20 protein-coding genes are annotated in these 21,741 nt (G+C 67.1%); 6 read left to right on the top strand and 14 right to left on the bottom strand.

All coding sequences use genetic code 11. The features are described from left to right. The first annotated feature begins 439 nt into the window (after positions 1–439). Positions 440–1,396, top strand: a complete 957-nt coding sequence (locus EV560_RS04120) for a homocysteine S-methyltransferase family protein (protein ID WP_131854241.1) — start codon at positions 440–442, stop codon at positions 1,394–1,396. Here the strand turns inward: EV560_RS04120 and EV560_RS04115 are convergent, their stop codons facing one another. Further along, positions 1,397–2,920, bottom strand: a complete 1,524-nt coding sequence (locus EV560_RS04115; protein WP_165923306.1) for a globin-coupled sensor protein — start codon at positions 2,918–2,920, stop codon at positions 1,397–1,399. Between the two features lie 150 nt (positions 2,921–3,070). Further along, entirely contained in the window at positions 3,071–3,694 is a 624-nt protein-coding gene (locus EV560_RS04110; RefSeq protein ID WP_131854237.1) for a DapH/DapD/GlmU-related protein, read from the bottom strand. Between EV560_RS04110 and phnN the strand changes: the two genes are divergently transcribed. After that, positions 3,693–4,307: a phosphonate metabolism protein/1,5-bisphosphokinase (PRPP-forming) PhnN gene (gene phnN / locus EV560_RS04105; RefSeq protein WP_131854235.1), complete on the top strand. Its 615-nt coding sequence runs from the start codon at positions 3,693–3,695 to the stop codon at positions 4,305–4,307. The genes EV560_RS04110 and phnN overlap by 2 nt on opposite strands. A gap of 249 nt (positions 4,308–4,556) precedes the next feature. Here the strand turns inward: phnN and EV560_RS04100 are convergent, their stop codons facing one another. The 8 genes from EV560_RS04100 to phnG form a co-directional block, all read right to left on the bottom strand. Continuing rightward, positions 4,557–5,252, bottom strand: a complete 696-nt coding sequence (locus tag EV560_RS04100; protein WP_248311877.1) for a DUF1045 domain-containing protein — start codon at positions 5,250–5,252, stop codon at positions 4,557–4,559. Next, positions 5,249–6,388, bottom strand: coding sequence for an alpha-D-ribose 1-methylphosphonate 5-triphosphate diphosphatase (locus EV560_RS04095; protein ID WP_131854231.1), 1,140 nt, complete (start codon positions 6,386–6,388; stop codon positions 5,249–5,251). Before EV560_RS04095 ends, EV560_RS04100 begins: the two co-directional genes overlap by 4 nt. Further along, positions 6,388–7,086, bottom strand: a complete 699-nt coding sequence (phnL, locus tag EV560_RS04090; protein ID WP_131854229.1) for a phosphonate C-P lyase system protein PhnL — start codon at positions 7,084–7,086, stop codon at positions 6,388–6,390. The genes EV560_RS04095 and phnL overlap by 1 nt, the downstream gene beginning before the upstream one ends. Before the next feature lie 43 nt (positions 7,087–7,129). Continuing rightward, a complete protein-coding gene (gene phnK / locus EV560_RS04085) occupies positions 7,130–7,930 on the bottom strand; it encodes a phosphonate C-P lyase system protein PhnK (RefSeq protein ID WP_131854723.1) in 801 nt (266 codons plus the stop codon). A gap of 145 nt (positions 7,931–8,075) precedes the next feature. Beyond that, positions 8,076–9,002 carry an alpha-D-ribose 1-methylphosphonate 5-phosphate C-P-lyase PhnJ gene (locus EV560_RS04080; protein ID WP_131854227.1) on the bottom strand — a complete coding sequence of 309 codons (927 nt, stop codon included), beginning with the start codon at positions 9,000–9,002 and terminating at the stop codon, positions 8,076–8,078. Continuing rightward, positions 8,999–10,123 carry a carbon-phosphorus lyase complex subunit gene (locus EV560_RS04075; RefSeq protein WP_131854225.1) on the bottom strand — a complete coding sequence of 375 codons (1,125 nt, stop codon included), beginning with the start codon at positions 10,121–10,123 and terminating at the stop codon, positions 8,999–9,001. Before EV560_RS04075 ends, EV560_RS04080 begins: the two co-directional genes overlap by 4 nt. After that, complete coding sequence (phnH, locus tag EV560_RS04070) at positions 10,123–10,719, bottom strand: phosphonate C-P lyase system protein PhnH (protein WP_131854223.1); 597 nt, start codon at positions 10,717–10,719, stop codon at positions 10,123–10,125. The genes EV560_RS04075 and phnH overlap by 1 nt, the downstream gene beginning before the upstream one ends. Further along, positions 10,719–11,159 (bottom strand): phosphonate C-P lyase system protein PhnG, encoded by a 441-nt coding sequence (gene phnG, locus EV560_RS04065; RefSeq protein ID WP_131854221.1) that lies wholly within the window; start codon positions 11,157–11,159, stop codon positions 10,719–10,721. The genes phnH and phnG overlap by 1 nt, the downstream gene beginning before the upstream one ends. A gap of 86 nt (positions 11,160–11,245) precedes the next feature. Between phnG and phnF the strand changes: the two genes are divergently transcribed. Next, the gene (gene phnF / locus EV560_RS04060) at positions 11,246–11,986 is read left to right on the top strand and encodes a phosphonate metabolism transcriptional regulator PhnF (protein WP_131854219.1); all 741 of its coding nucleotides are present in this window, start codon (positions 11,246–11,248) and stop codon (positions 11,984–11,986) included. 159 nt (positions 11,987–12,145) lie between these two features. Here the strand turns inward: phnF and phnE (EV560_RS04055) are convergent, their stop codons facing one another. From phnE (EV560_RS04055) to phnC, 4 genes are all read right to left on the bottom strand, one after another. Continuing rightward, entirely contained in the window at positions 12,146–13,000 is an 855-nt protein-coding gene (gene phnE / locus EV560_RS04055) for a phosphonate ABC transporter, permease protein PhnE (protein WP_131854217.1), read from the bottom strand. Then, the gene (gene phnE, locus EV560_RS04050) at positions 12,997–13,875 is read right to left on the bottom strand and encodes a phosphonate ABC transporter, permease protein PhnE (RefSeq protein WP_131854215.1); all 879 of its coding nucleotides are present in this window, start codon (positions 13,873–13,875) and stop codon (positions 12,997–12,999) included. Before phnE (EV560_RS04050) ends, phnE (EV560_RS04055) begins: the two co-directional genes overlap by 4 nt. A 173-nt stretch (positions 13,876–14,048) precedes the next feature. Further along, the gene (gene phnD, locus EV560_RS04045; protein ID WP_131854213.1) at positions 14,049–14,966 is read right to left on the bottom strand and encodes a phosphonate ABC transporter substrate-binding protein; all 918 of its coding nucleotides are present in this window, start codon (positions 14,964–14,966) and stop codon (positions 14,049–14,051) included. 62 nt (positions 14,967–15,028) lie between these two features. Next, positions 15,029–15,847, bottom strand: coding sequence for a phosphonate ABC transporter ATP-binding protein (gene phnC / locus EV560_RS04040; RefSeq protein ID WP_131854211.1), 819 nt, complete (start codon positions 15,845–15,847; stop codon positions 15,029–15,031). A gap of 234 nt (positions 15,848–16,081) precedes the next feature. Here phnC and EV560_RS36205 point away from each other — a divergent pair, with 234 nt between their 5' ends. The 3 genes from EV560_RS36205 to EV560_RS04025 are packed head-to-tail and all read left to right on the top strand — an operon-like array spanning position 16,082 to position 21,724. Continuing rightward, positions 16,082–16,924, top strand: coding sequence for an ImuA family protein (locus tag EV560_RS36205; protein WP_248311876.1), 843 nt, complete (start codon positions 16,082–16,084; stop codon positions 16,922–16,924). Between the two features lie 19 nt (positions 16,925–16,943). Further along, on the top strand, positions 16,944–18,416 hold the full coding sequence (locus EV560_RS04030; protein WP_248311875.1) for a DNA polymerase Y family protein: 1,473 nt from the start codon (positions 16,944–16,946) through the stop codon (positions 18,414–18,416). Further along, complete coding sequence (locus tag EV560_RS04025; RefSeq protein ID WP_131854207.1) at positions 18,413–21,724, top strand: error-prone DNA polymerase; 3,312 nt, start codon at positions 18,413–18,415, stop codon at positions 21,722–21,724. Before EV560_RS04030 ends, EV560_RS04025 begins: the two co-directional genes overlap by 4 nt. Positions 21,725–21,741: the final 17 nt, after the last annotated feature.

Here is a 21,741-nt window from a genome sequence, read left to right as displayed (position 1 = left end):
GCAGCTGATCCGCCGACGGGTGGTGACAGGACTGCCAGACCATAGCGCATTTGCGATTGGTTTGCGACAACTCCGGACGACTAGCCTCGTTGCGGCACTGGTCGAGTGCGGCGAAAGGCAACCTCTTGACGAACGACCTGGGAGCGGGTTGCCATTCGTCGTGTCCTTGCGCAGTTGCGATGCACTTGCTTACGGCGAACCCTTCGAAAACTGTACCACTGGTGCTGTTTCGCGCGGCGACGCTCCTGACAGAGCCCTGCTGCGGTGCGCTATCACTCGCCCAACCCGTTGAAACGGCCCGCCTTTTCCGTGATCTGCGGCACAGTACCACGAGCTTTCTAGTTTAGGACGGTCGATCTGGAGATAACCGGGGCGGTCCGGCGACGGCACCGCGATGGGGTACCGAGCCGGGTGCAAACCGATTTCAGGGAGACCTTTCATGGCCAAGTATCGTCAGTCCCTGCCGCAAATGCAGGGTGGGCTTTTCCTCAGCGATGGCGGCATGGAGACGACGTTCATCTTCCACGATGGGCTGGAGCTGCCGCATTTCGCCTCCTTCGTCCTGCTCGCGAACGAAGCGGGCAGGGCGCATCTCAAGGCCTATTACGAGAGCTATCTGGCGATCGCGCGCGGGCGCGGCGTCGGCTTCGTGCTGGACAGTGCGACCTGGCGGGCCAATCCGGACTGGGGCGCGAAGCTCGGCTACGGGCCGGACGCCCTGCGCGCGGCGAACCAGGCATCGATCCGGGTGCTGGAGGAGTTGCGCTCGGGCTGGGAGACGCCCTCGATGCCCTGCGTGATCTCGGGCGCGATCGGACCGCGCGGCGACGGCTACAAGGCCGGCTTCATGGGCGCGGTCGAGGCGCAGGATTATCACAGCGCCCAGATCGCCGCCTTCGCCGACAGCGCGGCCGACATGGTGGCGGCCTATACGCTGAGCAATGTCGAGGAGGCGATCGGCGTCGCGCTGGCGGCGAAGGAGCACGACATGCCCTGCGCCATCTCCTTTACGGTCGAGACCGATGGCCGGCTGGTGACCGGCCGCAGCCTGCGCGAGGCTGTCGAGATCGTCGATGACGAGACCGGCGGCGCGCCGCTCTACTACATGATCAACTGTGCCCATCCGACACATTTCGAGCAGGCGCTGGAGGCAGGCGAGGGCTGGATCAAGCGCGTGCACGGCGTGCGCGCCAATGCCTCGGCGCGCAGCCATGCCGAGCTCGACGAGTCGGAGGTGCTGGACGAGGGCGATCCGGCCGATCTCGGCCGGCGCTACCAGGCCCTCCGCCGCAACTTCCCGGGCATGCGCATCCTGGGCGGCTGCTGCGGCACGGACCACCGCCATGTCGCGGCGGTCTGCGAAGCCTGCCTGGCGCCGACGGCGCTCTCCGCCTGATCAGGCGGCGCGGCGACGCTCCGGCGCGCGCGGTGCTGCGGCCATGCGGCCGGCGTCGGCGATCCGGAAGGCGGAGACGAGCTGGTTCAGCCTGGCGATCTGGTCGAGCAGGGTGCGAGCGGAAGCCGCGCTCTGCTCGGCGAGCGCCGCGTTGCTCTGGGTGATCTCGTCCATGTGGCTGACGGTCTGGCTCATCTCGTCGATGCCGTTGGCCTGTTCGCCGGCCGCCGAGGCGATGTCGTTGACGGTGGCCGAGACGCGCACCGACGCGTCAACGATCTTCTCCAGCGTCTCGCCGGCGAGACGGACCAGGCGGACGCCTTCGGCGACCTCCGCATCGGAGGAGCCGATCAGCGCGGTGATATCCTTGGCGGCGCCGGCGGAGCGCTGGGCCAGCGCCCGGACCTCCGCGGCGACGACCGCAAAACCCTTGCCGGCATCGCCGGCGCGGGCTGCTTCGACCGCGGCGTTGAGCGCCAGCAGGTTGGTCTGGAAGGCGATGCCGTCGATCACCGTGGTGATCTCGGAGATCTTCTGCGAGGCCTGCTCGATGCGGACCATCGCCTCGATCGCGTCCTTCACGATCGTGCCGCCCGTGCGGGCGACGGCTGCGGCATCGTCGGCGAGCGCCAGCGAGTCGCGCGAGGACTGGGCCGAGGTCTTGACCGAAGCCGCGAGCTCCTCGGTGGTGGCGGCGGTCTCCTCCAGCGCAGCGGCCTGCTGCTCGGTGCGGGAGGAGAGATCCTCGGCGCCGGAATTGATCTCCTGGGCCGAGGACGCGATCGCGGAGGAGCCGGTCTTGATGGTCGAGACCATCTCGCCGAGCCTGGCCAGGGCGTTGTTGAAATGGTCGCGGATCTGGGCGTATTCGGCCGGGATCTCGTTGCTCATGCGATAGGTCAGGTCGCCTTCGGCGAGTGCGGCCATGGCGGCTGTGACGGAGGAGACGACCTTGTCGCGCTCCTGCGCCTTGGCCTGCTCGGCGGCATGGGCCTTGGCCTCGATCTCGCGGCGGGCGGCCTCGGACGCGGTCAGGTAGGTCGAGATCGCATAGTCCATATCGAGCAGCGTCGCCTTGACGAGGGCGCCGATCTCGGCGGCGCGCTCCTCGGCGCCGGCCGCCTTGCCGCCGAAGCGGCCTTTCGGCCAGCCGGCCTCGAGCACCTTGGTGATGAGCTGCTCGAGCAGCAGGGCGTAGCCGCCGATGTACCAGCGCGGCTCCAGGCCGATCTTGGCATGGACCTCGCCGATGCCGGTGACGTTATGGACGAAATTCTGGTCGAGCCTGGCGTTGGCAATGGCACCCCAATGCGCGAGCTGGCGCTTCTTGGCGCTTTCCATCACCGCATCGCTGTTGAAGAAGGCCCTGGTCTCGGGAAAGGCCCGGACCTGCGCGTAGAAGGCCTCGAGCGCGCCAGGCAGGGCTTCGCGCAGCGTCGGCTCGACGGCGCGAATGCGCTGCAGGGCGTCCGGCCCGAGCTTCATGAAGTCGAGCCGGCGTGCGAGATCATCGGTCTTAGTCATAGCTGGTAGCCCCGAAGCCAATGCGCCGAAACCCCCTCGGCGCCTGGCCCGAACCATCGGTCAAAGATGGTTAACAACCAGCCAATTCCCGCCCCATGACGTAAAGGAATTTGACGTCTCCGGCGCTGCCGCTCCGGGGCGGCTGCTGCGCTATTGCGCCTGATAGCGCTCCAGGAACGCCTCCACGCTGAGCGTGCGGAAATCCTGCAAGGCCGCGTGCAGCCGCTGGTGATCCCAGTCCCACCAGGCGAGTGCCTTCAGCCGCTCGGCAATGGCTTCCGGAAAGCGGCGGCGGACGGGCTTGGCCGGATTGCCGGCGACGATGACGTAGTCCGGCACGTTCTTGGTGACGACCGCGCCGCCGGCAATGACGGCGCCGGTGCCGATCGAGCGGCCGGGCAGGATGATGGCGCCATGGCCGATCCAGACGTCATGGCCGATGGTCACGGGCGTCGAGCGGCGCCAGGCGAAGAAATCGGCATCATCCTCGGCATCGTCGAAATAGGCGGAGGAGCGGTAGCTGAAATGCGATTGGCTCGCCCGCATCATCGGGTGGTTGCCGGGATTGATGCGGGTATGGGCCGCGATCGAGCAGAATTTACCGATCGTCGTGTAAATGACATCGGCGTCGTTCACGACATAGGAGTAGTCCCCCAGCGTCGACTCGGCGAAAGAGGTGCGCGCGCCGATTTCGGTGTAGCGTCCGAGCGTTGCCTGCCGCACCCTGGCGGTCGGGTCGATCACAGGTTCAAGTCCGAGTTTCTTGCCCGCCATGTCGTCATCCTCTCACGGTCTGGTCTTGCCGGTGGCTCAGCCGGCTGAAGGGGAAGGGGCGCTCGTCCTGGTGGTCGGGCCGTCCGGCGCCGGCAAGGACACGCTGATGGATGCGGCCCGCGCGGCTCTGGCCGGCGACGGGCGCTTTGCCTTTGTGCGCCGCCTGATCACGCGGCCGGCCATGGCCGGCGCGGAAGACCATGACAGCTGCGCCGAGGCCGAATTCGCTGCCGCCGAGGCGCGCGGCGAACTGGCGCTGAGCTGGCGCGCACATGGGCTCTGCTACGGCATTCCGGCTGCCGCGCTGGGTGGCATCGCGCGCGGCCAGGTGGTGATCGTCAATATCTCGCGCGGCGAGATTCCGGCTGCGGAGCGGCTGGCGCCGCGCAGTGTCGTCGTGAACATCACCGCGCCGAACGAAGTCCTGGCGAAGCGGCTCGCAATGCGTGGCCGCGAGAGTGAGGCGGATATCGCGGCGCGGCTGGCGCGCGAGGCTCCGCTGCGGACCGAGCTGGCCGTACTCGTCGCCATCCAGAATGATCGCAGTGTTGCTGAGGCGGCTAATGAATTCGTCGCGCTGCTGAAGGGACTGAGTCCGCTCGGGGTGAGCTAAGCCCTCGTCCCTCAAAGGCTGCTCCAGCGTGCCGCATAGGGGAGCACCCGGTTGGAAGGCTGGCCTTCCGCCGTCATGCTCGGCCTTGTGCCGAGCATCCACGTCTTGAACGCTATCCGCGATAAGCGAAGACGTGGATGGTCGGGACAGGCCCGACCATGACGGGGACGGGGATAGCAGCCTCCGAAACCCGATCCTTTTCACTGGACGGGCAGGGCGGGAGCAGGTCTTGCCAGGTCGCATCCAGCCCTAGGACAACATGAACGAATCGAGCAGGCGGAAGCGGCTGTTGCGGCTTTCCTGCTTGAACAGCGCGATGCGGTCGATCGCGACGGGCTTCGCCTCGATCTTTTCGGCATAGGTCTGGGCCAGAGCCTGCTTCACCGGCGCGACCTTCTCATGCGGCAGCGAGCCGGTCAGCGTCATGTGGAAGCGGAAGGCGTCGCCGACATAGGGATAGCCATAGGCTTCGAGATAGGCGCTTTGCGCCGGGGTCAACGGGTGCTTCAGGCGACGCTGGCGATCGGCCTCGCTCAAGGGCGCGCGGAAAGGCTCGAAAGCCTGGACCAGCGCGAAGGCGAAGCGCTGTAGCGCATTGCTCTCGGCCGAAGGCGTCAACGCGACGAAGGAGCCGAGCGCGGCGACGCTCAGGCCTTGCAGCGGCACGCGCTCGAGCCCGGCGGCGTAGTTATGGGCGAAGGCACGAAGCTGGCCCTCGCTGCGGCCGCTGGCGATCTCGAAGGGCGCCTTCAGGGTCGCGTGGAAGCCGTAGCGGCGTGGTTCCTCGGTCAGCCCCGGCCAATGCGCCGGATCGCAGCCCGGCGGCACGAGGGCGGGAATGTCCTCGCCGGTGATCGCGTCATAGCCCAGCACGGCGCTGCCGAAGCGCCAGAGGGCGCTTTCGGCGGCGGGAGCGTAGTAGAGGGCGTAGCGCGGTGCGGTCAAAATGCGCGCTCGCCTTTCGACCAGACGCCGGAGAGCACCGGGGTCGCGCCGAGCGCCCTGAAGCGCACGAGATCGGCGCGCAGGCCCGGCTTGAGATGGCCGCGATCCTTGAGGCCGAGGATATCGGCGACCTTCCAGGTCACCATGCCCATCGCTTCCGGCAGGCTGACGCCGTGCTTGTCGTGCAGCTTGAGCACGGCCTGGAGCAGGCTGGCGGGGACATAGTCGGAGGAGAGCCCGTCGAGCAGGCCCTTCTCGGCGAGCTCGGCGACCGAGACGCCACCGGAATGCGAGCCACCACGCACGACATTGGGCGCGCCGGCAATGGTGGCGAGCCCGCGCTGCTTGGCGGCCTCGGCCGCTTCCACCGTCGTCGGGAATTCGGAGATCACGGCGCCGGAGGCGATGCCGGCCTCGACATGGTCGAGCGTGGTGTCGTCATGCGTCGCGATCGGGATGCCGCGGCTCTGGAACATCTCGACCACGGCGCTCCAGTTGCGACCGACATTCTCGGCGCCCTCGCGCTGGCGCACGATGATATCCTCCTCGAACTCGGCCTCGGTCTTGCCGTTGCCGATCGAATAGGTGCGCAGGTGCTCGATATTGCGCCATTGGCGCTGGCCGGGCGTGTGGTCCATCAGCGAGACGAGCTGGACGAGGCTGTCGTCCTGATAGGGCTCGATATCGCGCAGCAGGTCCGGGCTGGTCAGTTCGCAGCGCATGTGGATGCGGTGGTCGATGCGGAAGACGTTCTCGGCGATGCCGTGCCGCAGCGAGTTCATCACGTCGGCGAAGATGTCCTTGCGGTAATCCTTGGCCGAGAAGGGCGTGCCGGCGCAGATCGCGTCATAGACGGTGGTGACGCCGGCCGCGGCCATCTGCGCGTCATGGACCAGCGCTGCCGCCAGCCCATTCGGCCAGAAGACCTTCGGGCGCGGCATGAAGTGCTTTTCCATGTTGTCGGTGTGCATCTCGACGAGGCCGGGCGCGACATAGTCGCCCTGCACGTCGATGGCGCCCGGCAGCGCGGAGGTGCCCTGGTCGACGGCGCTGATGCCGTTCTCGTCGAAGGCGATGGTGCCGGTCACGACCTCGTTCTCGAGGATCAGCCTGGCATTGGTGAGAACGGTCTGCATCAGGCAGCCTTCCTGAAATCGGTGATGTCGAGATAGCGGGTGGCGACGCGCTCCCGTACCGCCTCGTCATGAAAAATGCCAACGATTGCTGAGCCGGCTGCACGAGCCTCGCTGATCAGCTCGACGACGACGTCGCGATTGGCGGCGTCGAGCGAGGCGGTCGGCTCGTCGATCAGCATGATCGGCGAGGGATCGACGAAGGAGCGCGCGATATTGACGCGCTGCTGCTCGCCGCCTGAGAAGGTCGCGGGCGCGAGATGCCAGAGCCGCTCCGGCAGGTTGAGCCTTGCCAGCATCGCCTTGGCGCGCTCGCTCGCCTCCTCGGCCGAGGCACCGCGGGCGAGCAGCGGGTCGCGGACGATGTCGAGGGCGGAGACGCGCGGGATGACGCGCAGGAACTGCGAGACGAAGCCGAGCGTGCGGCGGCGGATATCGAGCACCGTGCGCGGCACGGCCGCGACGATGTCGATGGCGCGGCCGGCATGGGTGATGCTGATCGAGCCAGCCGTCGGGCGGTAATTGCCGTAGAGGATGCGCAGGAGGCTCGACTTGCCGGCGCCGGAAGCGCCGGCCAGCACCAGCGCTTCGCCGGCTTCGACCGAGAAATTGACATTGTCGAAGACAGGCAGCCGCACTCCGCCCTGATTGTGCAGGGTGAAGGTCTTGGCGACGTTTTCGACGAGAATCATCGTGGTCATGATCGCAATGCCTTGCGGGCTAGGGGTGACGCGAGTGTGACGCTCAGACGCTCAGCACCGCCGAGGTGAGCAGTTGCGTGTAGGCGTGCTGGGGATCGTCGAGCACCTGGTCGGTCAGGCCCTGCTCGACGACCAGACCGTCCTTCATCACCATCAGCCGGTCGGTGAGCAGGCGCGCGACCGCGAGATCATGCGTGACGATGATGGCGGCCAGGCCGAGATCGCGGACGAGCACGCGCAGCAGGTCGAGCAGGCGGGCCTGCACGGAGACGTCGAGTCCACCGGTCGGCTCGTCCATGAAGACGAGCTTCGGTTCGGAGACCAGCACGCGGGCGATCTGCAGGCGCTGCTGCATGCCGCCCGAGAACTGGCGCGGGCGGTCGTCGATGCGGTTCCCGGAAATCTCGACGCGGGAGAGCCAGTCGAGCGCGGTCTCGCGGATCTGGCCGTAATGGCGCGCGCCATTGTCCATCAGGCGCTCGCCGACATTGCCGCCGGCCGAGACGTCCATGCGCAGTCCATCGCGCGGGTTCTGGTGGACGATACCCCAGGCGGTGCGCATCAGGCGGCGGCGCTCCTGCTCGGAGACCGAGTAGATGTCGAGGGGCTCGCTTGCGCTCCTGAACAGCACTTCGCCGGCATCCGGCTTGTCGATGCCGGCGAGGCAGCGCAGCAGGGTCGACTTGCCCGAGCCGGATTCACCGACGATGCCGAGCACCTCGCCCGGCCAGAGGTCGAAGGAGACGTCGGCGCAGCCGATGCGCTCGCCATAGAAGCGGCTGACACCGGCGACCGAGAGCAGCGGATCGGGATCGAGGGCGGCGTCGGGGGGGGCGACATGCATCGTCATGGTCTGGTTTCCTGCGCCGATTGCCATCCGTCATTGCGAACCCAGCGGAGCACTCCGGGGGGATTGCGCGAAACCCCCTGGATTGCTTCGTCGGCTGCGCCTTCGCGCAATGACGGGGTGTGATATGTAGCGATCGCGCTCATGACTTCGCCTCGTCTACGAGGTGAAGCGTCGAGGCGTCGCCGAGCATCGGGCCGCGATGGCCCTGATCACGACGCGTCTCGCAGTGATGGCTGTCGGAGCAGACGAACATGCGGTTGCCCAGATCGTCGAGCACGACCTCGTCGAGATAGGAATCCTTCGCGCCGCAGAGGCCGCAGGGCTCGGTCCAGCTCTGGATGCGGAAAGGGTGGTCGTCGAAATCGAGGCTCTTCACGCTGGTATGCGGCGGCACGGCGTAGATGCGCTTCTCGCGGCCGGCGCCGAAAAGCTGGAGCGCGGGCGACATGTGCATCTTCGGATTGTCGAATTTCGGGATTGGCGAGGGCGCCATCACGTAGCGACCGTTGACGCTGACCGGATAGTCGTAGGTCGTCGTCACCTCGCCGAAGCGGGCGATGTTCTCGTAGAGCTTGACCTGCATCAGGCCGTATTCGGCCCAGGCATGCATCTTGCGGGTCTCGAGCTCGCGCGGCTCGAGCTTCCGCAGCGGTTCGGGCTGCGGCACCTGGTAGACCATGATCTGCCCGGTGGTGAGCGGCGCCTCCGGGATGCGGTGGCGGGTCTGGATGATCGTCGCCTCCTCCGTCGCCTCGGTGGTCGTGGCGTCGGCGGTGCGCTCGAAGAAGCGACGGATCGAGACGGCGTTGGTGGTGTCGTCGGCGCCCTGGTCAATGACCTTGAGCTTGTCGTCCGGGCCGATGATCGCGGCGGTGATCTGGATGCCGCCGGTGCCCCAGCCGCGGGCGAGCGGCATCTCGCGCGATCCGAACGGCACCTGGTAGCCGGGAACCGCGACCGCCTTGAGCAGGGCGCGGCGGATCATCCGCTTCGTCTGCTCGTCGAGATAGGCATAGTTATAGGCGGGCTTGGCGTCCTCGCCGGGGATGCTCTGGTGGATGGTCATTCTGCAGCCTCCGGCAGGGCTTGGGTCTCACGCGCCAGCCGCTCCTCGCGCTCCTTGCGGATACGGCGGATCAGCTCGAGCTCGCCCTGGAAATCGACATAATGCGGCAGCTTGAGATGCTCGACGAAGCCGGCCGCCTCGACATTGTCGGAGTGGTAGAGCACGAACTCGTCCTGCTGCGCCGGGTACTCCGTCGCCTCGCCGAAATCGCGGGCCTTCAGCGCCCTGTCGACCAGCGACATCGACATCGCCTTGCGCTCGCTATGGCCGAAGCAGAGCCCATAGCCACGGGTGAATTGCGGCGGCACGTCCTTCGAGCCGGCGAACTGGTTGACCATCTGGCATTCGGTCAAGGTGATCTCGCCGAGATCGACGGCGAAGCCGAGTTCCTCCGGCACGAATTCGACCGAGACCTCGCCGACACGGACCTCGCCGACGAACGGGTGGCTGTGGCCGTAGCCGCGCTGCACGGAATAGCCGAGGCCCAGCATGAAGCCCTCGTCGCCGCGCGCCATGGCCTGGAGCCGGACGTCGCGATCGGCAGGAAAGGAGACCGGCTCGCGGGTGAGATCGAAGGGACGCGGGTCGCCCTCGGGCGGGGTCTCGGGCTCCATCAGGCCTTCGGCGCCGAGAATGTCGGGCACGCGCGGCATGGAAGCGTCGAGCGGCTGTGCCGAAGGGCGGGCGCCATTCGGTGCGGCGGGAGCCGATGCCTCGTCCATCAGCGCGAAGTCGAAGAGGCGGTGGGTATAGTCATAGGTCGGCCCGAGCACCTGTCCGCCCGGCAGATCCTTGAAGGTCGCCGAGACCCGGCGGCGGATCGCCATTTTCGCCGTGTCGACCGGCTCGGACGAGCCGAAGCGCGGCAGGGTCGTGCGGTAGGCGCGCATCAGGAAGGCGGCCTCGATCGCATCGCCCTGCGACTGCTTCAGCGCCAGCGCCGCGAGATCGGGATCGTAGAGCGAGCCCTCGTTCATGACGCGGGCGCAGGCGAGCCCCATCTGCTCGCGGATCTGCGCCACCGCGAGTTCCGGCACGGCCTCATTGCCGCGGCGCGCCTCGGCGACGAGATCATGCGTGGCGAGGATGGCGGCCTCGCCGCCCTTGACCGCGACATACATCAGCGGGTCTCCACGATCTGGGTCGAGCGCGGCAGGCCGATGACGGCCTCGCCATGGCTCAGGATGACGTCGATTCCGAGCGGGTAGAGCTCGGCATTCTCAGTGAGCTCGGCCCAGAAGCCGGGGCGCAGACCGGTCGGGGCGATCTCGCGGCTTCCGGCGATGCCGGGGCCGGACAGGGTCACGCTGTCGCCACCGCCCAGGGCGGCGCATTGCACCAGCACGGTCGTGGAGCGGTCGGGGAACTGATCGGTGCCGGGGTTGAAATCGGCAAGGAGCGGGCTGGATGTCATGCCGTCGATCACCGCGAAGCTGGCCTGCGCCGGTTCGTCGACCAGGGCCGCGCCGCAATGGAAACGCAGCCAGGCGCCGGCCGGTCCGTCGCGCAGGGCAGGCGGCAGCCAGATCGGCGTTTCGTAATCGGCCAGCGTCAGCAGGGCGATGGCGGTGGCAGGCTCGAGGCCTTCCGGCGCGGCGAAGCCGGGCGCGACCTGCTGAACGAGGCCGGGCTCGGCCAGTGCATTCAGCAGCGCCCGGAAGGCGGCCTGCGACTGGAAGACCGGATCTGAAAAGCCGGGGGAGATCGTCACCTGCATCACTCGCCCCTGACCATGGTGAAGAAATCGACCTTGGTGGCAGCCGCCTTGCGCGAGGCGAGCTCGCGCGCCGCCTCCTGCCGCGCCGCCAGCTCGGCGATGCCGCCATGCAGCGGGCCGCTCTCGGCTTCGGTTTGCAGCAGCCCGTCGATCACCGCGGCGAGGCGCGCCTTGCGACCATCGCGGCCAAGGGCGTAGGAAAAGCCCATGGCACCATCAGCGAGTCGCACGACGCAGCGTGTCACCGTCGCCTCCCCGAGGTTGAAGCGGCGGCCGGCGCCGCCGGCGCGGCCCTCGACCATGACCGTGCCGGTTTCGGGCGCCTTGAGGATTTCATGGGACGGCACGTGACCGAGTCTGCTGGCAAGAACCTCGATCTCGCTGCGGGAGGCCCGGGCCAGCGTTGCCAGCCATCGCTGCCTGGTGGATGTTTCGCTCATCGAGACGCTCTCTGGTCAGGCTTAAAAGTCTAGACTAAGATAGGGGCGTTGACGGAAAAGGTCTATACATTTTGGATGAAATTTTGATGACGGATGCGACAGTCAGCGAGGCGGCGACGGCCTGGCGGCGCATTGCCGACGAGCTGGAGGCTGCGATCGGCCGCGGCGACTACCAGGAAGGCGCGACCTTGCCCTCCTCGCTGGCGCTGGCCGAGCGCTATGGCGTGCATCGGCATACCGTCCGCCAGGCCTTCCGGCATCTCGCCGACCGCGGCCTCGTCACCGTCTCGCGCGGGCGTGGCACGCAGGTGACGGCGCCGCGCTTTCCCTATCGCATTGGCCGGCGTGTCAGCATGCGCACCAATTTCGGCGCGGCCGGCATTTCCGTGGCGGGCTCGATGCTGGGGGCGGAGATCGTGCAGGGCGAGCCCGAGGCCTGCGCGGCGCTACGGCTCGAGACCGGCTCGCCGCTCTGGCAGATCGAGACGCTGAGCCTGGCCGGCGGCATTCCGGTCAGCACCGGCATCCATTTACTGCCGGTGGCGCGGTTCCCGAATTTCGACCAGGTGCTGGTCAAGGCCGGTTCGTCGATCACCGCGGCCTTCAAGGCGAGCGGCATCCCCGATTATGTGCGTCTCTCGACGCGGCTTTCGGCGCGGCTGGCGACCGAACGCGAGGCGCTGCTGCTGAAGGTCGAGCCGGGCGCGGCGGTGATGGTGTCGAAGGCCGTCGATGCGCTGCCGGACCTGACGCCGATCCATCTGATCGACGGCATTTTTGCCGGCGAGCGGATGGAGATGGTCGTAGAGCCGTTCGAGGACCGGTAGAGGCCGTTGCGAATTCTACTGGCGCGGCCGTCTGACGCGGTTGCCCGCGCTTCCGGTGCTCACGGACATTAGTCCGCTCCGCTCCGGTTCTCGACGACCAGGCCAGCCGACTCACGCCAGCGAATTCTCAATCGGCCTCTCAGACGGGCCGCCGTTCGGTCAGACGGCGCGCTTGCCGATGATGGCGAAGCGCAGCCTGTTCGAGATCAGGTCGATGACGCTGACCGCGACCAGCACGAGCAGGATGACGAAGGAGGCCTGCTGCCATTCGAGCGTGCGGATGGTCTCGGCCAGGTGCAGTCCGATGCCACCGGCGCCGACGATGCCGATGATGGTCGAAGAGCGGGTATTCGACTCGATGAAGTAGAGCACCTGGCTGGCGATGACCGGCAGGACCTGCGGGATCAGGCCGAAGCGGATCTCGTGCAGTTTGTTGCCGCCCGAGGAGGTGACGCCCTCGACCGCCTTCTTGTCGGCGGATTCGATCGCTTCGGAATAGAGCTTGCCGAAGGCGCCGAGATCGCTGGTCATGATCGCGAGCATGCCGGCGAAGGGGCCGAGACCCACGACATTGACCCAGATCAGCGCCCAGATCAGCGCATCGACGCCGCGCACCGTATCGAGCGAGCGCCGCGCCAGGAAATGCACGATGCGGTTGGCGACGACGTTCTTGGCGGCGAGGAAGCCGAGCGGGAAGGCCAGTATCGCCGCCAGGATGGTGCCGAGGAAGGCGATGGCGATGGTCTCGAACAGCGCCTTGACGAAGATGATGGCACGGGTGAGGGAGCCGGGATCGGGCGGCAGCATCAGCACGACGAATTTGCCGAGGCTGCTGAAGCCGTTGATGATGCGCCAGAAATCGAGCTCGAAAGTGGTCAGCGCGTAGACGAAGAGCGCGACCATGCCGGCGATGACGCCGATCGTGATGAGCTTGGTCTTGAGCGAGCCGTCGATCGCGCCCTGGTGCCGGGCGATCAGCTCGCTGCGCTCGGTGGTGGAGAGGGCGAGGCTCATTGGCGGTGCTCCAGGCTGAGCAGCGCGTGGCGCAGGCGCTCGGTGCCGTAATCGATCAGCATCACCGTGAGGATGATCAGGAACAGGATGGCGCTGACATCGGTGAAGTAGAACTTGCGGATGGCTTCGATCAGGTCCTGGCCGATGCCGCCGGCGCCGACGAAGCCCATGATCGAGGCGCCGCGGACGTTGATCTCGAAGCGCAGCAGCGCGTAGCTGGCGAAATTGGACAGGACCTGCGGCACCACGGCGAAACGGATGGTCTGCCACCAGGTCGCGCCGGTCGCGGTCATGCCGTCGACCGGCTTCATGTCGATATTCTCGACCACCTCGGAGAAGAGCTTGCCCATCGCGCCCATGGTGTGGATGGCGATGGCGAGCACGCCGGGCAGCGGGCCGAGGCCGAAGGCGATGACGAAGATCAGCGCGAAGACGATCTCCGGCACGGTGCGGCAGAATTCGAGGAAGCGCCGCGTGCCCCAGCGAACCCAGCCGGAGCCGAGATTGGCGGAGGCGGTGAAGCAGAGCAGGAAACCGCCGACGGCGCCGAGCAAGGTGCCGACATAGGCGATCAGCAGGGTCTGCCAGAGCAGCTTGAGCCAGCCGTTGAGGTTCCAGTACCATTCCTTCAGGTCGCTGAAGAAAGTCGCCGGGCGCAGCGTCGGCATGATCTCGAGAATATATTTCGGGAAGCGCCAGGCGTTCTCGGCGAACTTGGCCGGATCGACCTCGGCGCCATAGGCGGCGAGCAGGACACAGGCGATGAAGACCACGGCGCCGAGCAGCGTCTGGCGGCGCTTGGCCGCCATCTCGCGGCTGTAAGCCTCGGCGTGGCCGCGCAGGGTCGGGTCGTTATGGTCGATCGCGAGGGTCATGGACGGTCCGTCGCCGGGGAAATCTGTCAGCGGCGGGAGCGCCGCTCCCCGTCATGCTCGCCCTTGTGGCGAGCATCCACGTCTTGTGCCCGCGAGGGGCGAATACGTGGATGGTCGGGATGATCCTCGGGACAAGCCCGAGGACGACCATGACGGGCAGAGGGTGTGAAGTCTTACGAGGACTTCTTCTTGCGCAGTTCGTCGACGAACTTGTTCAGCTCGATGATCGGGTCGTAGGCCTTGTTGTCGACGGCGACGAGCGGGCCCTGCTTGCCTTCATAGATCTTGTCGAAAGCGGCCTTGTCCTTGGTCGCGATGTTGAGGACGGCGTCGCGGATCTTGGCGCGCAGAGCCTCGGGCAGGGTCGTGAGATACGCCATCGGCGAGTTCACGATCTGCTCGGACTTGTAGATGATGCGGAAGTCCTCGGCCTTGGCCATGTTCTTGCGGGCCATGCGCAGCAGGTTCGACTCCTGCTCGTCGTTCCACCAGTTGGCGGCGATGTCGACCGTGCCCTGCTGCAGGGCGATGATCGCGTTCTCGTGGCTTCCGGTATAGACGACCTTCGAGAAGAAGGACTCCGGATCGATCTTCATGCTGTTCAGCGCGAAGCGCGGCACATTGTTGCCCGAGGTCGAGTTCGGGTCGACGAGGCCGAGGTTCTTGCCCTTCAGGTCTTCGATCTTCTGGTAGGGCGAGTCCTTCTTCACGTAGAAGACCGAGTAGTAGCCCTTGGTGCCGTCGATGTTGGTCTCGATGGCGAAGGCGTCGATCTTGGCGCCGGTCATCAGGGCGCGGGCGAAGGAAGCGGGGCCGTACATGCCGATATGGATATTGCCGGCGCGCTGGCCCTCGATGATCGCCGCATAGTCATTGGCGATGCGCAGGGTGACCTTGGTGCCGAGCTCCTTCGAGAGGTAGTTGATGAAGGGGGTATAGCGCTCGACGACGCCCGAGGCGTTCTCGGCCGGGATGATCGCGAAGATCAGCTCCGGGTACTTGGCCTTCCAGTCTTCCTGGGCGAAAGCCGGGGCGGCGCTCGCGGCGAGGCCGGCGGCGGCCAGCTTGAGGGTATGGCGACGGGTCAGCATGGTCTGCTCCTTTGGATATGCTGCTAAACTTCAGGCTTAGGCGTTCCCGGCGGACTGCCCGCTCAGGTGACGTTCTGTTTGGCGCGCTTGGCCTCGGCCAGCGCGATCGCGTCGAGCGCATCGAGCGCCTCGGCGCCGGCATCCTTCGCCTCGATGCCGTAGAGCTCGGCCGCGACCTCGCGGGTAAGGGCCTGCGGCACGTCGTCGAACACGACCTTGCCGCCGGCCATGCCGATCAGCCGGTCGCAGTATTTCGCAGCGATATCGAGGTCGTGCAGGTTGCACATGACCGTGATCCCGTCCTCGCGATTGATGCGGAAGAGGGCGTCCATCACGACCTGGGTGTTGCGCGGGTCGAGCGAGGCGATCGGCTCGTCGGCGAGGATGATCTTGGGCTCCTGCACCAGGGCGCGGGCGATGGCGACGCGCTGCTGCTGGCCGCCCGAGAGCGTCTCGGCGCGCTGGGCGAGGAGATGGCCCATGTCGAGCCGCTCGAGCGCGGCGATGGCGCGGATCTTGTCGTCCTGTGAGAAGCTCTTGATCAGCGTCAACGGGACGGAGCGGTGGTTGAGACGGCCGAGCAGGACATTTGTCAGCACGTCGAGCCGGCCGACCAGGTTGAACTGCTGGAAGATCATCGCGGTGTCGCGGCGCCAGGCCCGCAGCGCCGCGCCCTTGAGGGCGGTGACGTCGCGTTCCTCGCAGATGATGCGTCCGTCGCTCGGCTCCGCCAGGCGGTTCAGCATGCGCAGCAAGGTTGATTTGCCGGCTCCAGAACGGCCGATGACGCCGATCATCTCGCCTTTCGGGATCGTCAGCGAGATGCTGTCCACGGCAGCCTTGCCGCCGAAGCGCTTGGTCAGGCCTTCGATACGCAGCATGAACGGTCTCTCGTCCGAAAATGACTAGGCCGACCAGTAGGCATGGCTGGTCGCTCTGTCCGAGGCTGTAACCTTAGCAGTGCGCAAAGCGGTATCGGCGGCAGATGACAGGGCAGTGACAGCAGCAACCAGCGCTTAACCATGAGGCTGCCGACGGAGCCGGAAACGCTCTGTTGACTCGTCCCGCGGGGCGGAGTCATAAAGAACAAAATAGGAACATATGGAGCTGGCGAGGTGAGCGAACAGGCCGTCACCGCGCTGCGGCGGAGCATTGCCGGGCTGGAGAGCGCGGCCTCGTCCCTGGGCGGGGAAGCGGCTTTCAGCCTCGGCCATGACGCCGCCGACGCGGCTTTGGGGCCCCTCAGGCGCCATGCGCTGCATGAGGTCATCGCGTCGCCGTCGCAGGCGCCGGCCGCCTCCGGCTTCATCGCCGGGCTGCTGGCGCGACTGGGACGGCGGCCGGTCGTCTGGCTGCGTCAGGATGCCGCCGGGGTGGAGGGAGGAGAACTGCATGCGCCGGGGCTCGCCGGTTTCGGGCTCGATCCGGCGCGGCTGCTTTCGGTGCGCGGGCGCGATGCGCTCGCCGTGCTGAAGGCGGCTCAGGATGCCTTTCCGCGCGGCAATGACCGGCGCTCCGGCATCGGCGCGGTGGTGATCGAGCTCAACGGCGCGCCGTCCTGCCTCGACCTCACCGCCAGCCGGCGACTGGTGCTGGCGGCGCGCGAGGCGGGGGTGACGGCGCTCCTGCTGCGGCTCGGGGACGGCATCGCGGCCAGTGCGGCGGTGACGCGCTGGGAGGTTTCGGCCGCGCCTTCGGCGGGCCGGGTGCGGGCGCATGGGCCGGGCCGGCCGAGCTTTGCGGTCACGGTCTCGCGCAACCGCCATGGGGCGACGGGGCGCTGGCTGATGGAGTGGGATAGTCATGCGTACAGCTTCCGCGAGCCGCTTCCTGTCGCTCTGGTTCCCACGCCTGCCCGTCGACCGGATCAGGCGCAGCCGGGGCGCATCCGCTCCGGCAACCTCGCAGAGGGGGCGTTCGCAGGAACTTGGCCCGCGGCAAGGAGGGTCTCCGGATGATCCTGGCCCTCTTGTTGTGGTGGGCAAGGAGAAGGGTGCCTTCCGCCTGACCTGCCTCGATGCGCGCGCCGAAGCGCTCGGTCTGGTCACGGGAAAGGCGCTTGCCGATGCGCGGGCAATGATCCCGCGCCTCGACGTGGTCGAGGAGGACCTCGTTGCCGACGCGGTCCTCCTCGGAGCCATCGCCGACTGGTGCGACCGCTATACGCCGCTGGTCGCGCTCGACGGCGGGGACGGGCTGCTGCTCGACATTTCCGGCTGCGCCCATCTCTTCGGCGGCGAGGCTGAACTGGGGCGCGACTGCCTGACAAGGCTGAAGCGGCAGGCTGTCACGGTCCGCGCAGCGATTGCCGGCACACCCGGCGCGGCCCGGGCCGTGGCGCGCTATGGGCGGGGCGGCATCGTCGCGCCTGGCGGGGAGGGGGAGGCGCTGCTGCCGCTGCCGGCGGCGGCGCTCGGCATCGCGGCGGCGCGCCAGCAGGGGCTCGCGCGCATGGGCCTCATCTCTATTGCCGATATCGAGACGCGACCGCGCGCGCCGCTCGCGGCTCGTTTCGGCGGCGATCTTCTGGACAGGCTGGACATGGCCATCGGCCGGCTGCCGGAGGCGGTTACGCCGCGCCGGCCGCTGCCGGACTGCATGGCGGAGCGGCGCTTCGCCGAGCCGCTGGCGCATGAGGCCGGCATCCGGCTGGCGCTCTCAGGGCTGGAGCAGAGTCTGTCGGAGATGCTGGAAGCGCGCGGCGAGGGCGCAAAGCTGTTCGAGGCGAGCTTCTTCCGAAGCGACGGCGCGGTGCGTCGCATCAATGTCGAGACCGGCATGCCGGTGCGCGAGCCGCGGGTGATCGACCGGCTCTTTGCCTTGAAGCTCGATGCGCTGGCCGACCCGCTCGATCCCGGCTTCGGCTTCGACCTGATCCGGCTCTCGGCCGGCGCGACCGGGCCGTTGCTGCCTGATCAGGCAGCGCTCGCGACCGGGAATGGCGATGATGTCGTGGATGAGATTGTGGCGGAGCGAGCCCTGGCCGAAGTCGCCAATGCACTCTCGGCCCGGCTCGGGCCGCAACGGGTGAGGCGGTTCCTGGCGCAGGACACACATGATCCGCTACGTGCCGCACTCTCTGTGCCGGCCCTGCGCTATGGCGAGATGATGGGGCTTGGCACTGCGCCGCCCTGGCCGGAACCTGTCGATCTGCCGGAACGGCCCTTGCGCCTGCTGACGCGGCCGGAGCCGATCGAGGTCCTGGCCGAGGTCCCGGACGGGCCGCCGACGCGTTTCCGCTGGCGCCGGGCCGTGCACGACGTCGCCAAGGCGGAGGGGCCAGAGCGGATCGCGGCCGAATGGTGGATTTCGACCGGCAGCCTCGCGCCCACGCGCGACTATTATCGTGTCGAGCAATCGGATGGACGGCGCTTCTGGCTCTATCGGGACGGGCTTTACGGGCCCGGAACCAGCCATCCGCCTTGGTTCATGCATGGGCTCTTCGCATGAGCGCGATCAACGACAACCAGGTGGCGACGCTCACAGTGGAGCAACCGGCGCGCTATGCCGAACTCGCGATAACCTCGAATTTCTCTTTCCTGCGCGGCGCCTCGCGGCCGGAGGAACTGGTCATTCGCGCCGCGGAACTCGGCCTGGCCGGGATCGGCATCGCCGACCGCAACTCGCTCGCCGGCGTGGTCCGTGCCCATGCGGCGATGCGCGAAGCCGGCATCGCCGAGACCGGGCTGAAATTCGCTGTCGGTGCCCGGCTGGTCTTTGCCGACGGCACGCCGGACCTGCTCGCCTATCCGCAGGACAAGGCGGCCTATGGCCGGCTCTGCCGGCTGCTCACCAAGGGCAAGATGAAAGTCGAGAAGAAGGGCGAGTGCATCCTCACCCTCGAGGATCTCGACGAATTCGCCGCGGGGCTGCTGCTGATCTTGATGCCGGAGCGGCGGCCGGAAGCCGAGATTACGGCGGCTCTCGCCAGCGTGACGGAGTTCGCTCGCGGCCAGCTCTGGCTCGGGGTCGACATGCCGCATCGCGGCGACGACCGGCGCCGCTGTGACCGGCTCGCCGTGCTCGCGGCCAAGGCGCACGTGCCCTGCATCGCCATCAACGACGTGCTCTACCATGTGCCTGAGCGACGGCCCTTGCAGGATGTGGTGAGCTGCATCCGCGAGCACGTGCCGATCGAGCGGGCCGGCCGCATGCTGGAGGCTCATGCCGAGCGCCATCTCAAGCCGGCGAGCGAGATGACAAGGCTGTTCAGGGATGCGCCGGAGATGGTGGCGGAGACGATCCGGTTTTTCGCACGCTGCCGGTTCTCGCTCGACGAGTTCCGCTACGAATATCCGGACGAGCCGGTGCCGGAGGGTCGTACGCCACAGGGGCATCTCGACCGATTGACCTGGGAAGGCGCGAAGGAGCGTTATCCCGAGGGCGTCCCGCATGACATCCAGGACCTCATCCGCAAGGAACTCGGGTTGATCGCGCGGCTTGGCTATGCGCGCTATTTCCTCACCGTCCACGATATCGTGCAGTTCGCCAAGACACGGGAGAAGCCGATCCTGTGCCAGGGGCGCGGCTCTGCCGCCAATTCCGCTGTCTGCTATTGCCTGGGCGTCACAGCGATCGACCCTCGGGAGGGCAATTCCCTGCTCGCCCGCTTCCTGTCCGAGGAACGCAAGGAGCCGCCGGATATCGACGTCGATTTTGAGCACGAGCGACGCGAGTTGGTCATGCAATATGTCTTCGAGCGCTACACGCGTGACCGCGCCGGCATCTGCGCCACGGTCATCTGCTACCGGCCGCGTAGCGCGATCCGCGAGGTCGGCAAGGCGCTTGGGCTCAGCGAGGATGTCACCGCCGCGCTCGCCAATACGGTCTGGGGCAGCTGGGGGGATGGTTTGCCGGAAAACCATGTCCGGCAGGCGGGGCTTGATCCGACGAATCCGATGATCATGCGGGCGGTGAAGCTGGCCACCGAGCTGATCGGCTTCCCGCGTCATCTTTCGCAGCATGTCGGCGGCTTCGTGCTGACGCGCGGGCGGCTCGACGAATGCGTGCCGATCGGCTGGGGGGGAATGAAGGACCGCAGCTTCATCGAATGGGACAAGGACGATATCGACGCGCTCGGGATGATGAAGGTCGATGTCCTGGCGCTGGGCATGCTGACCTGCATCCGCAAGGCCTTCGACATGATTGAGCAGCATACGGGCGAGCACTGGACGCTGGCGACGATCCCGCAGGAGCAGAAGTCAGTCTACGACATGCTTTGCCGAGCTGAGGCAATCGGTGTCTTCCAGGTCGAAAGCCGAGCCCAGATGAACATGCTGCCGCGGCTGAGGCCCCAGAAATTTTACGATCTCGTCATTGAAGTTGCGATTGTGCGGCCCGGGCCGATCCAGGGAGACATGGTGCATCCCTATTTACGGCGGCGAAACGGAGAACCCGTCCATTATCCCTCTCCCGCGCCTGAGCATGGGCCACGCGACGAACTGAAGAAGGTCCTGGAAAAGACGCTCGGCATTCCGCTTTTCCAGGAACAGGCGATGAGCATCGCCATGGCGGCGGCAAAATTCACCGACGACGAGGCCAATGGCTTGCGCCGCGCCATGGCGACGTTCCGCAATGTGGGCACCATCCACATGTTCGAGGAGAAGATGGTCGGGCGCATGATCGCGCGCGGTTATGATCCGGGCTTCGCCAGAGCCTGCTTCAGCCAGATCAAGGGCTTTGGCGAGTACGGCTTCCCGGAAAGCCACGCTGCCTCTTTCGCGCTTCTGGTCTACGCCTCGGCTTGGCTGAAGCATGAGCATCCCGCGGCCTTCAATGCGGCGCTGCTCAACTCGCAGCCAATGGGTTTCTATGCCCCGGCACAGATCATTCGCTCGGCACAGGATGCGGGCGTCGAGATCCTCCCGGCCGACATCAATCTCAGCGACCACGACAACACGCTTGAGCGGGGAGCGAATGGCAAGTTCGCGATCCGGCTGGGCTTCCGGCAGGTCGAGGGCATTTCGAAGGCACAGGGTGAGGCACTGACGGAGCGGCGCGGGCAGTCCTATGACAGCGTCGAGGCGCTGGCGCGGCGCTCGAAATTGCCGGCGCGGGCGCTGGTGGCGCTGGCCGATGCCGATGCCTTCGGCTCGCTCGGGCTCAGCCGGCGCGAGGCGCTCTGGCAGGTGCGGCGGCTGCCGGACGACAAGCCGCTGCCGCTTTTCGAGGCCAGCGACAGCGACGAGCTCGGCGCTGAGCCCAGGACCCTGCTGCCGCTGATGCAGGATTCAGAGCAGGTCGTGGCCGACTACCAGCATCTGCGCCTGTCGCTGAAAGGGCACCCGATGCAGTTCCTGCGCAGGCTTTTTGCCGGCGAGCGGGCCCTGACCTGCCAGGACCTGCTCGATGCGCGCGACGGCAGGCGCTGCCGGCTCGCCGGGATCATCACCGTGCGGCAGCGGCCGGGCAGCGCCAAGGGCGTGATGTTCATGACGCTGGAGGACGAGACCGGCATCGCCAATGCCGTGCTCTGGCCAAAAACCTTCGAGCGCTATCGTCGAGAGGCGATGGGCGCGCGGCTGGTGCTGCTCGAGGGGCGGCTGCAACGGAGCCCGGAAGGCATCGTCCATATGGTCGCCGAGCGGGTCGAGGACCGGACGCATGAGCTGGCGCGGCTCTCGGACGGGCTGTTGCAGCGGACATTGGCTGGGGTCGACGAGGCGCGCAGGCCGCTAACGGAAGGCCGGATGCCGCCGCGCCAGCACACGCATCCGCGCAATGTCAGGGTGCTGCCGAAGTCGCGGGATTTTCATTGAGCGCCTCGCCACTCCCG

Origin of the sequence: Allobosea sp. BK604, assembly GCF_004341515.1 — a bacterium.
Classification (GTDB): domain Bacteria; phylum Pseudomonadota; class Alphaproteobacteria; order Rhizobiales; family Beijerinckiaceae; genus Allobosea.
Note: the sequence above shows the minus strand (reverse complement) of the source record. Positions and strands in the feature narration are given on the sequence as shown.

What these genes read in the sequence shown, in the direction of transcription:
- phnN (WP_131854235.1), top strand. Translation starts at nt 3,693, where the DNA reads ATGTCGTCATCCTCTCACGGTCTGGTCTTGCCGGTGGCTCAGCCGGCT.
- phnF (WP_131854219.1), top strand. Translation starts at nt 11,246, where the DNA reads ATGACGGATGCGACAGTCAGCGAGGCGGCGACGGCCTGGCGGCGCATT.
- phnE (WP_131854215.1), bottom strand. Translation starts at nt 13,875, where the DNA reads ATGACCCTCGCGATCGACCATAACGACCCGACCCTGCGCGGCCACGCC.
- phnL (WP_131854229.1), bottom strand. Translation starts at nt 7,086, where the DNA reads ATGACCACGATGATTCTCGTCGAAAACGTCGCCAAGACCTTCACCCTG.
- EV560_RS04025 (WP_131854207.1), top strand. Translation starts at nt 18,413, where the DNA reads ATGAGCGCGATCAACGACAACCAGGTGGCGACGCTCACAGTGGAGCAA.
- phnC (WP_131854211.1), bottom strand. Translation starts at nt 15,847, where the DNA reads ATGCTGCGTATCGAAGGCCTGACCAAGCGCTTCGGCGGCAAGGCTGCC.
- phnG (WP_131854221.1), bottom strand. Translation starts at nt 11,159, where the DNA reads ATGAGCGAAACATCCACCAGGCAGCGATGGCTGGCAACGCTGGCCCGG.
- phnH (WP_131854223.1), bottom strand. Translation starts at nt 10,719, where the DNA reads ATGCAGGTGACGATCTCCCCCGGCTTTTCAGATCCGGTCTTCCAGTCG.
- EV560_RS04075 (WP_131854225.1), bottom strand. Translation starts at nt 10,123, where the DNA reads ATGTATGTCGCGGTCAAGGGCGGCGAGGCCGCCATCCTCGCCACGCAT.
- EV560_RS04095 (WP_131854231.1), bottom strand. Translation starts at nt 6,388, where the DNA reads ATGCAGACCGTTCTCACCAATGCCAGGCTGATCCTCGAGAACGAGGTC.
- EV560_RS04115 (WP_165923306.1), bottom strand. Translation starts at nt 2,920, where the DNA reads ATGACTAAGACCGATGATCTCGCACGCCGGCTCGACTTCATGAAGCTC.
- EV560_RS04080 (WP_131854227.1), bottom strand. Translation starts at nt 9,002, where the DNA reads ATGACCATCCACCAGAGCATCCCCGGCGAGGACGCCAAGCCCGCCTAT.
- EV560_RS04120 (WP_131854241.1), top strand. Translation starts at nt 440, where the DNA reads ATGGCCAAGTATCGTCAGTCCCTGCCGCAAATGCAGGGTGGGCTTTTC.
- EV560_RS04110 (WP_131854237.1), bottom strand. Translation starts at nt 3,694, where the DNA reads ATGGCGGGCAAGAAACTCGGACTTGAACCTGTGATCGACCCGACCGCC.
- phnK (WP_131854723.1), bottom strand. Translation starts at nt 7,930, where the DNA reads ATGCATGTCGCCCCCCCCGACGCCGCCCTCGATCCCGATCCGCTGCTC.
- phnD (WP_131854213.1), bottom strand. Translation starts at nt 14,966, where the DNA reads ATGCTGACCCGTCGCCATACCCTCAAGCTGGCCGCCGCCGGCCTCGCC.
- phnE (WP_131854217.1), bottom strand. Translation starts at nt 13,000, where the DNA reads ATGAGCCTCGCCCTCTCCACCACCGAGCGCAGCGAGCTGATCGCCCGG.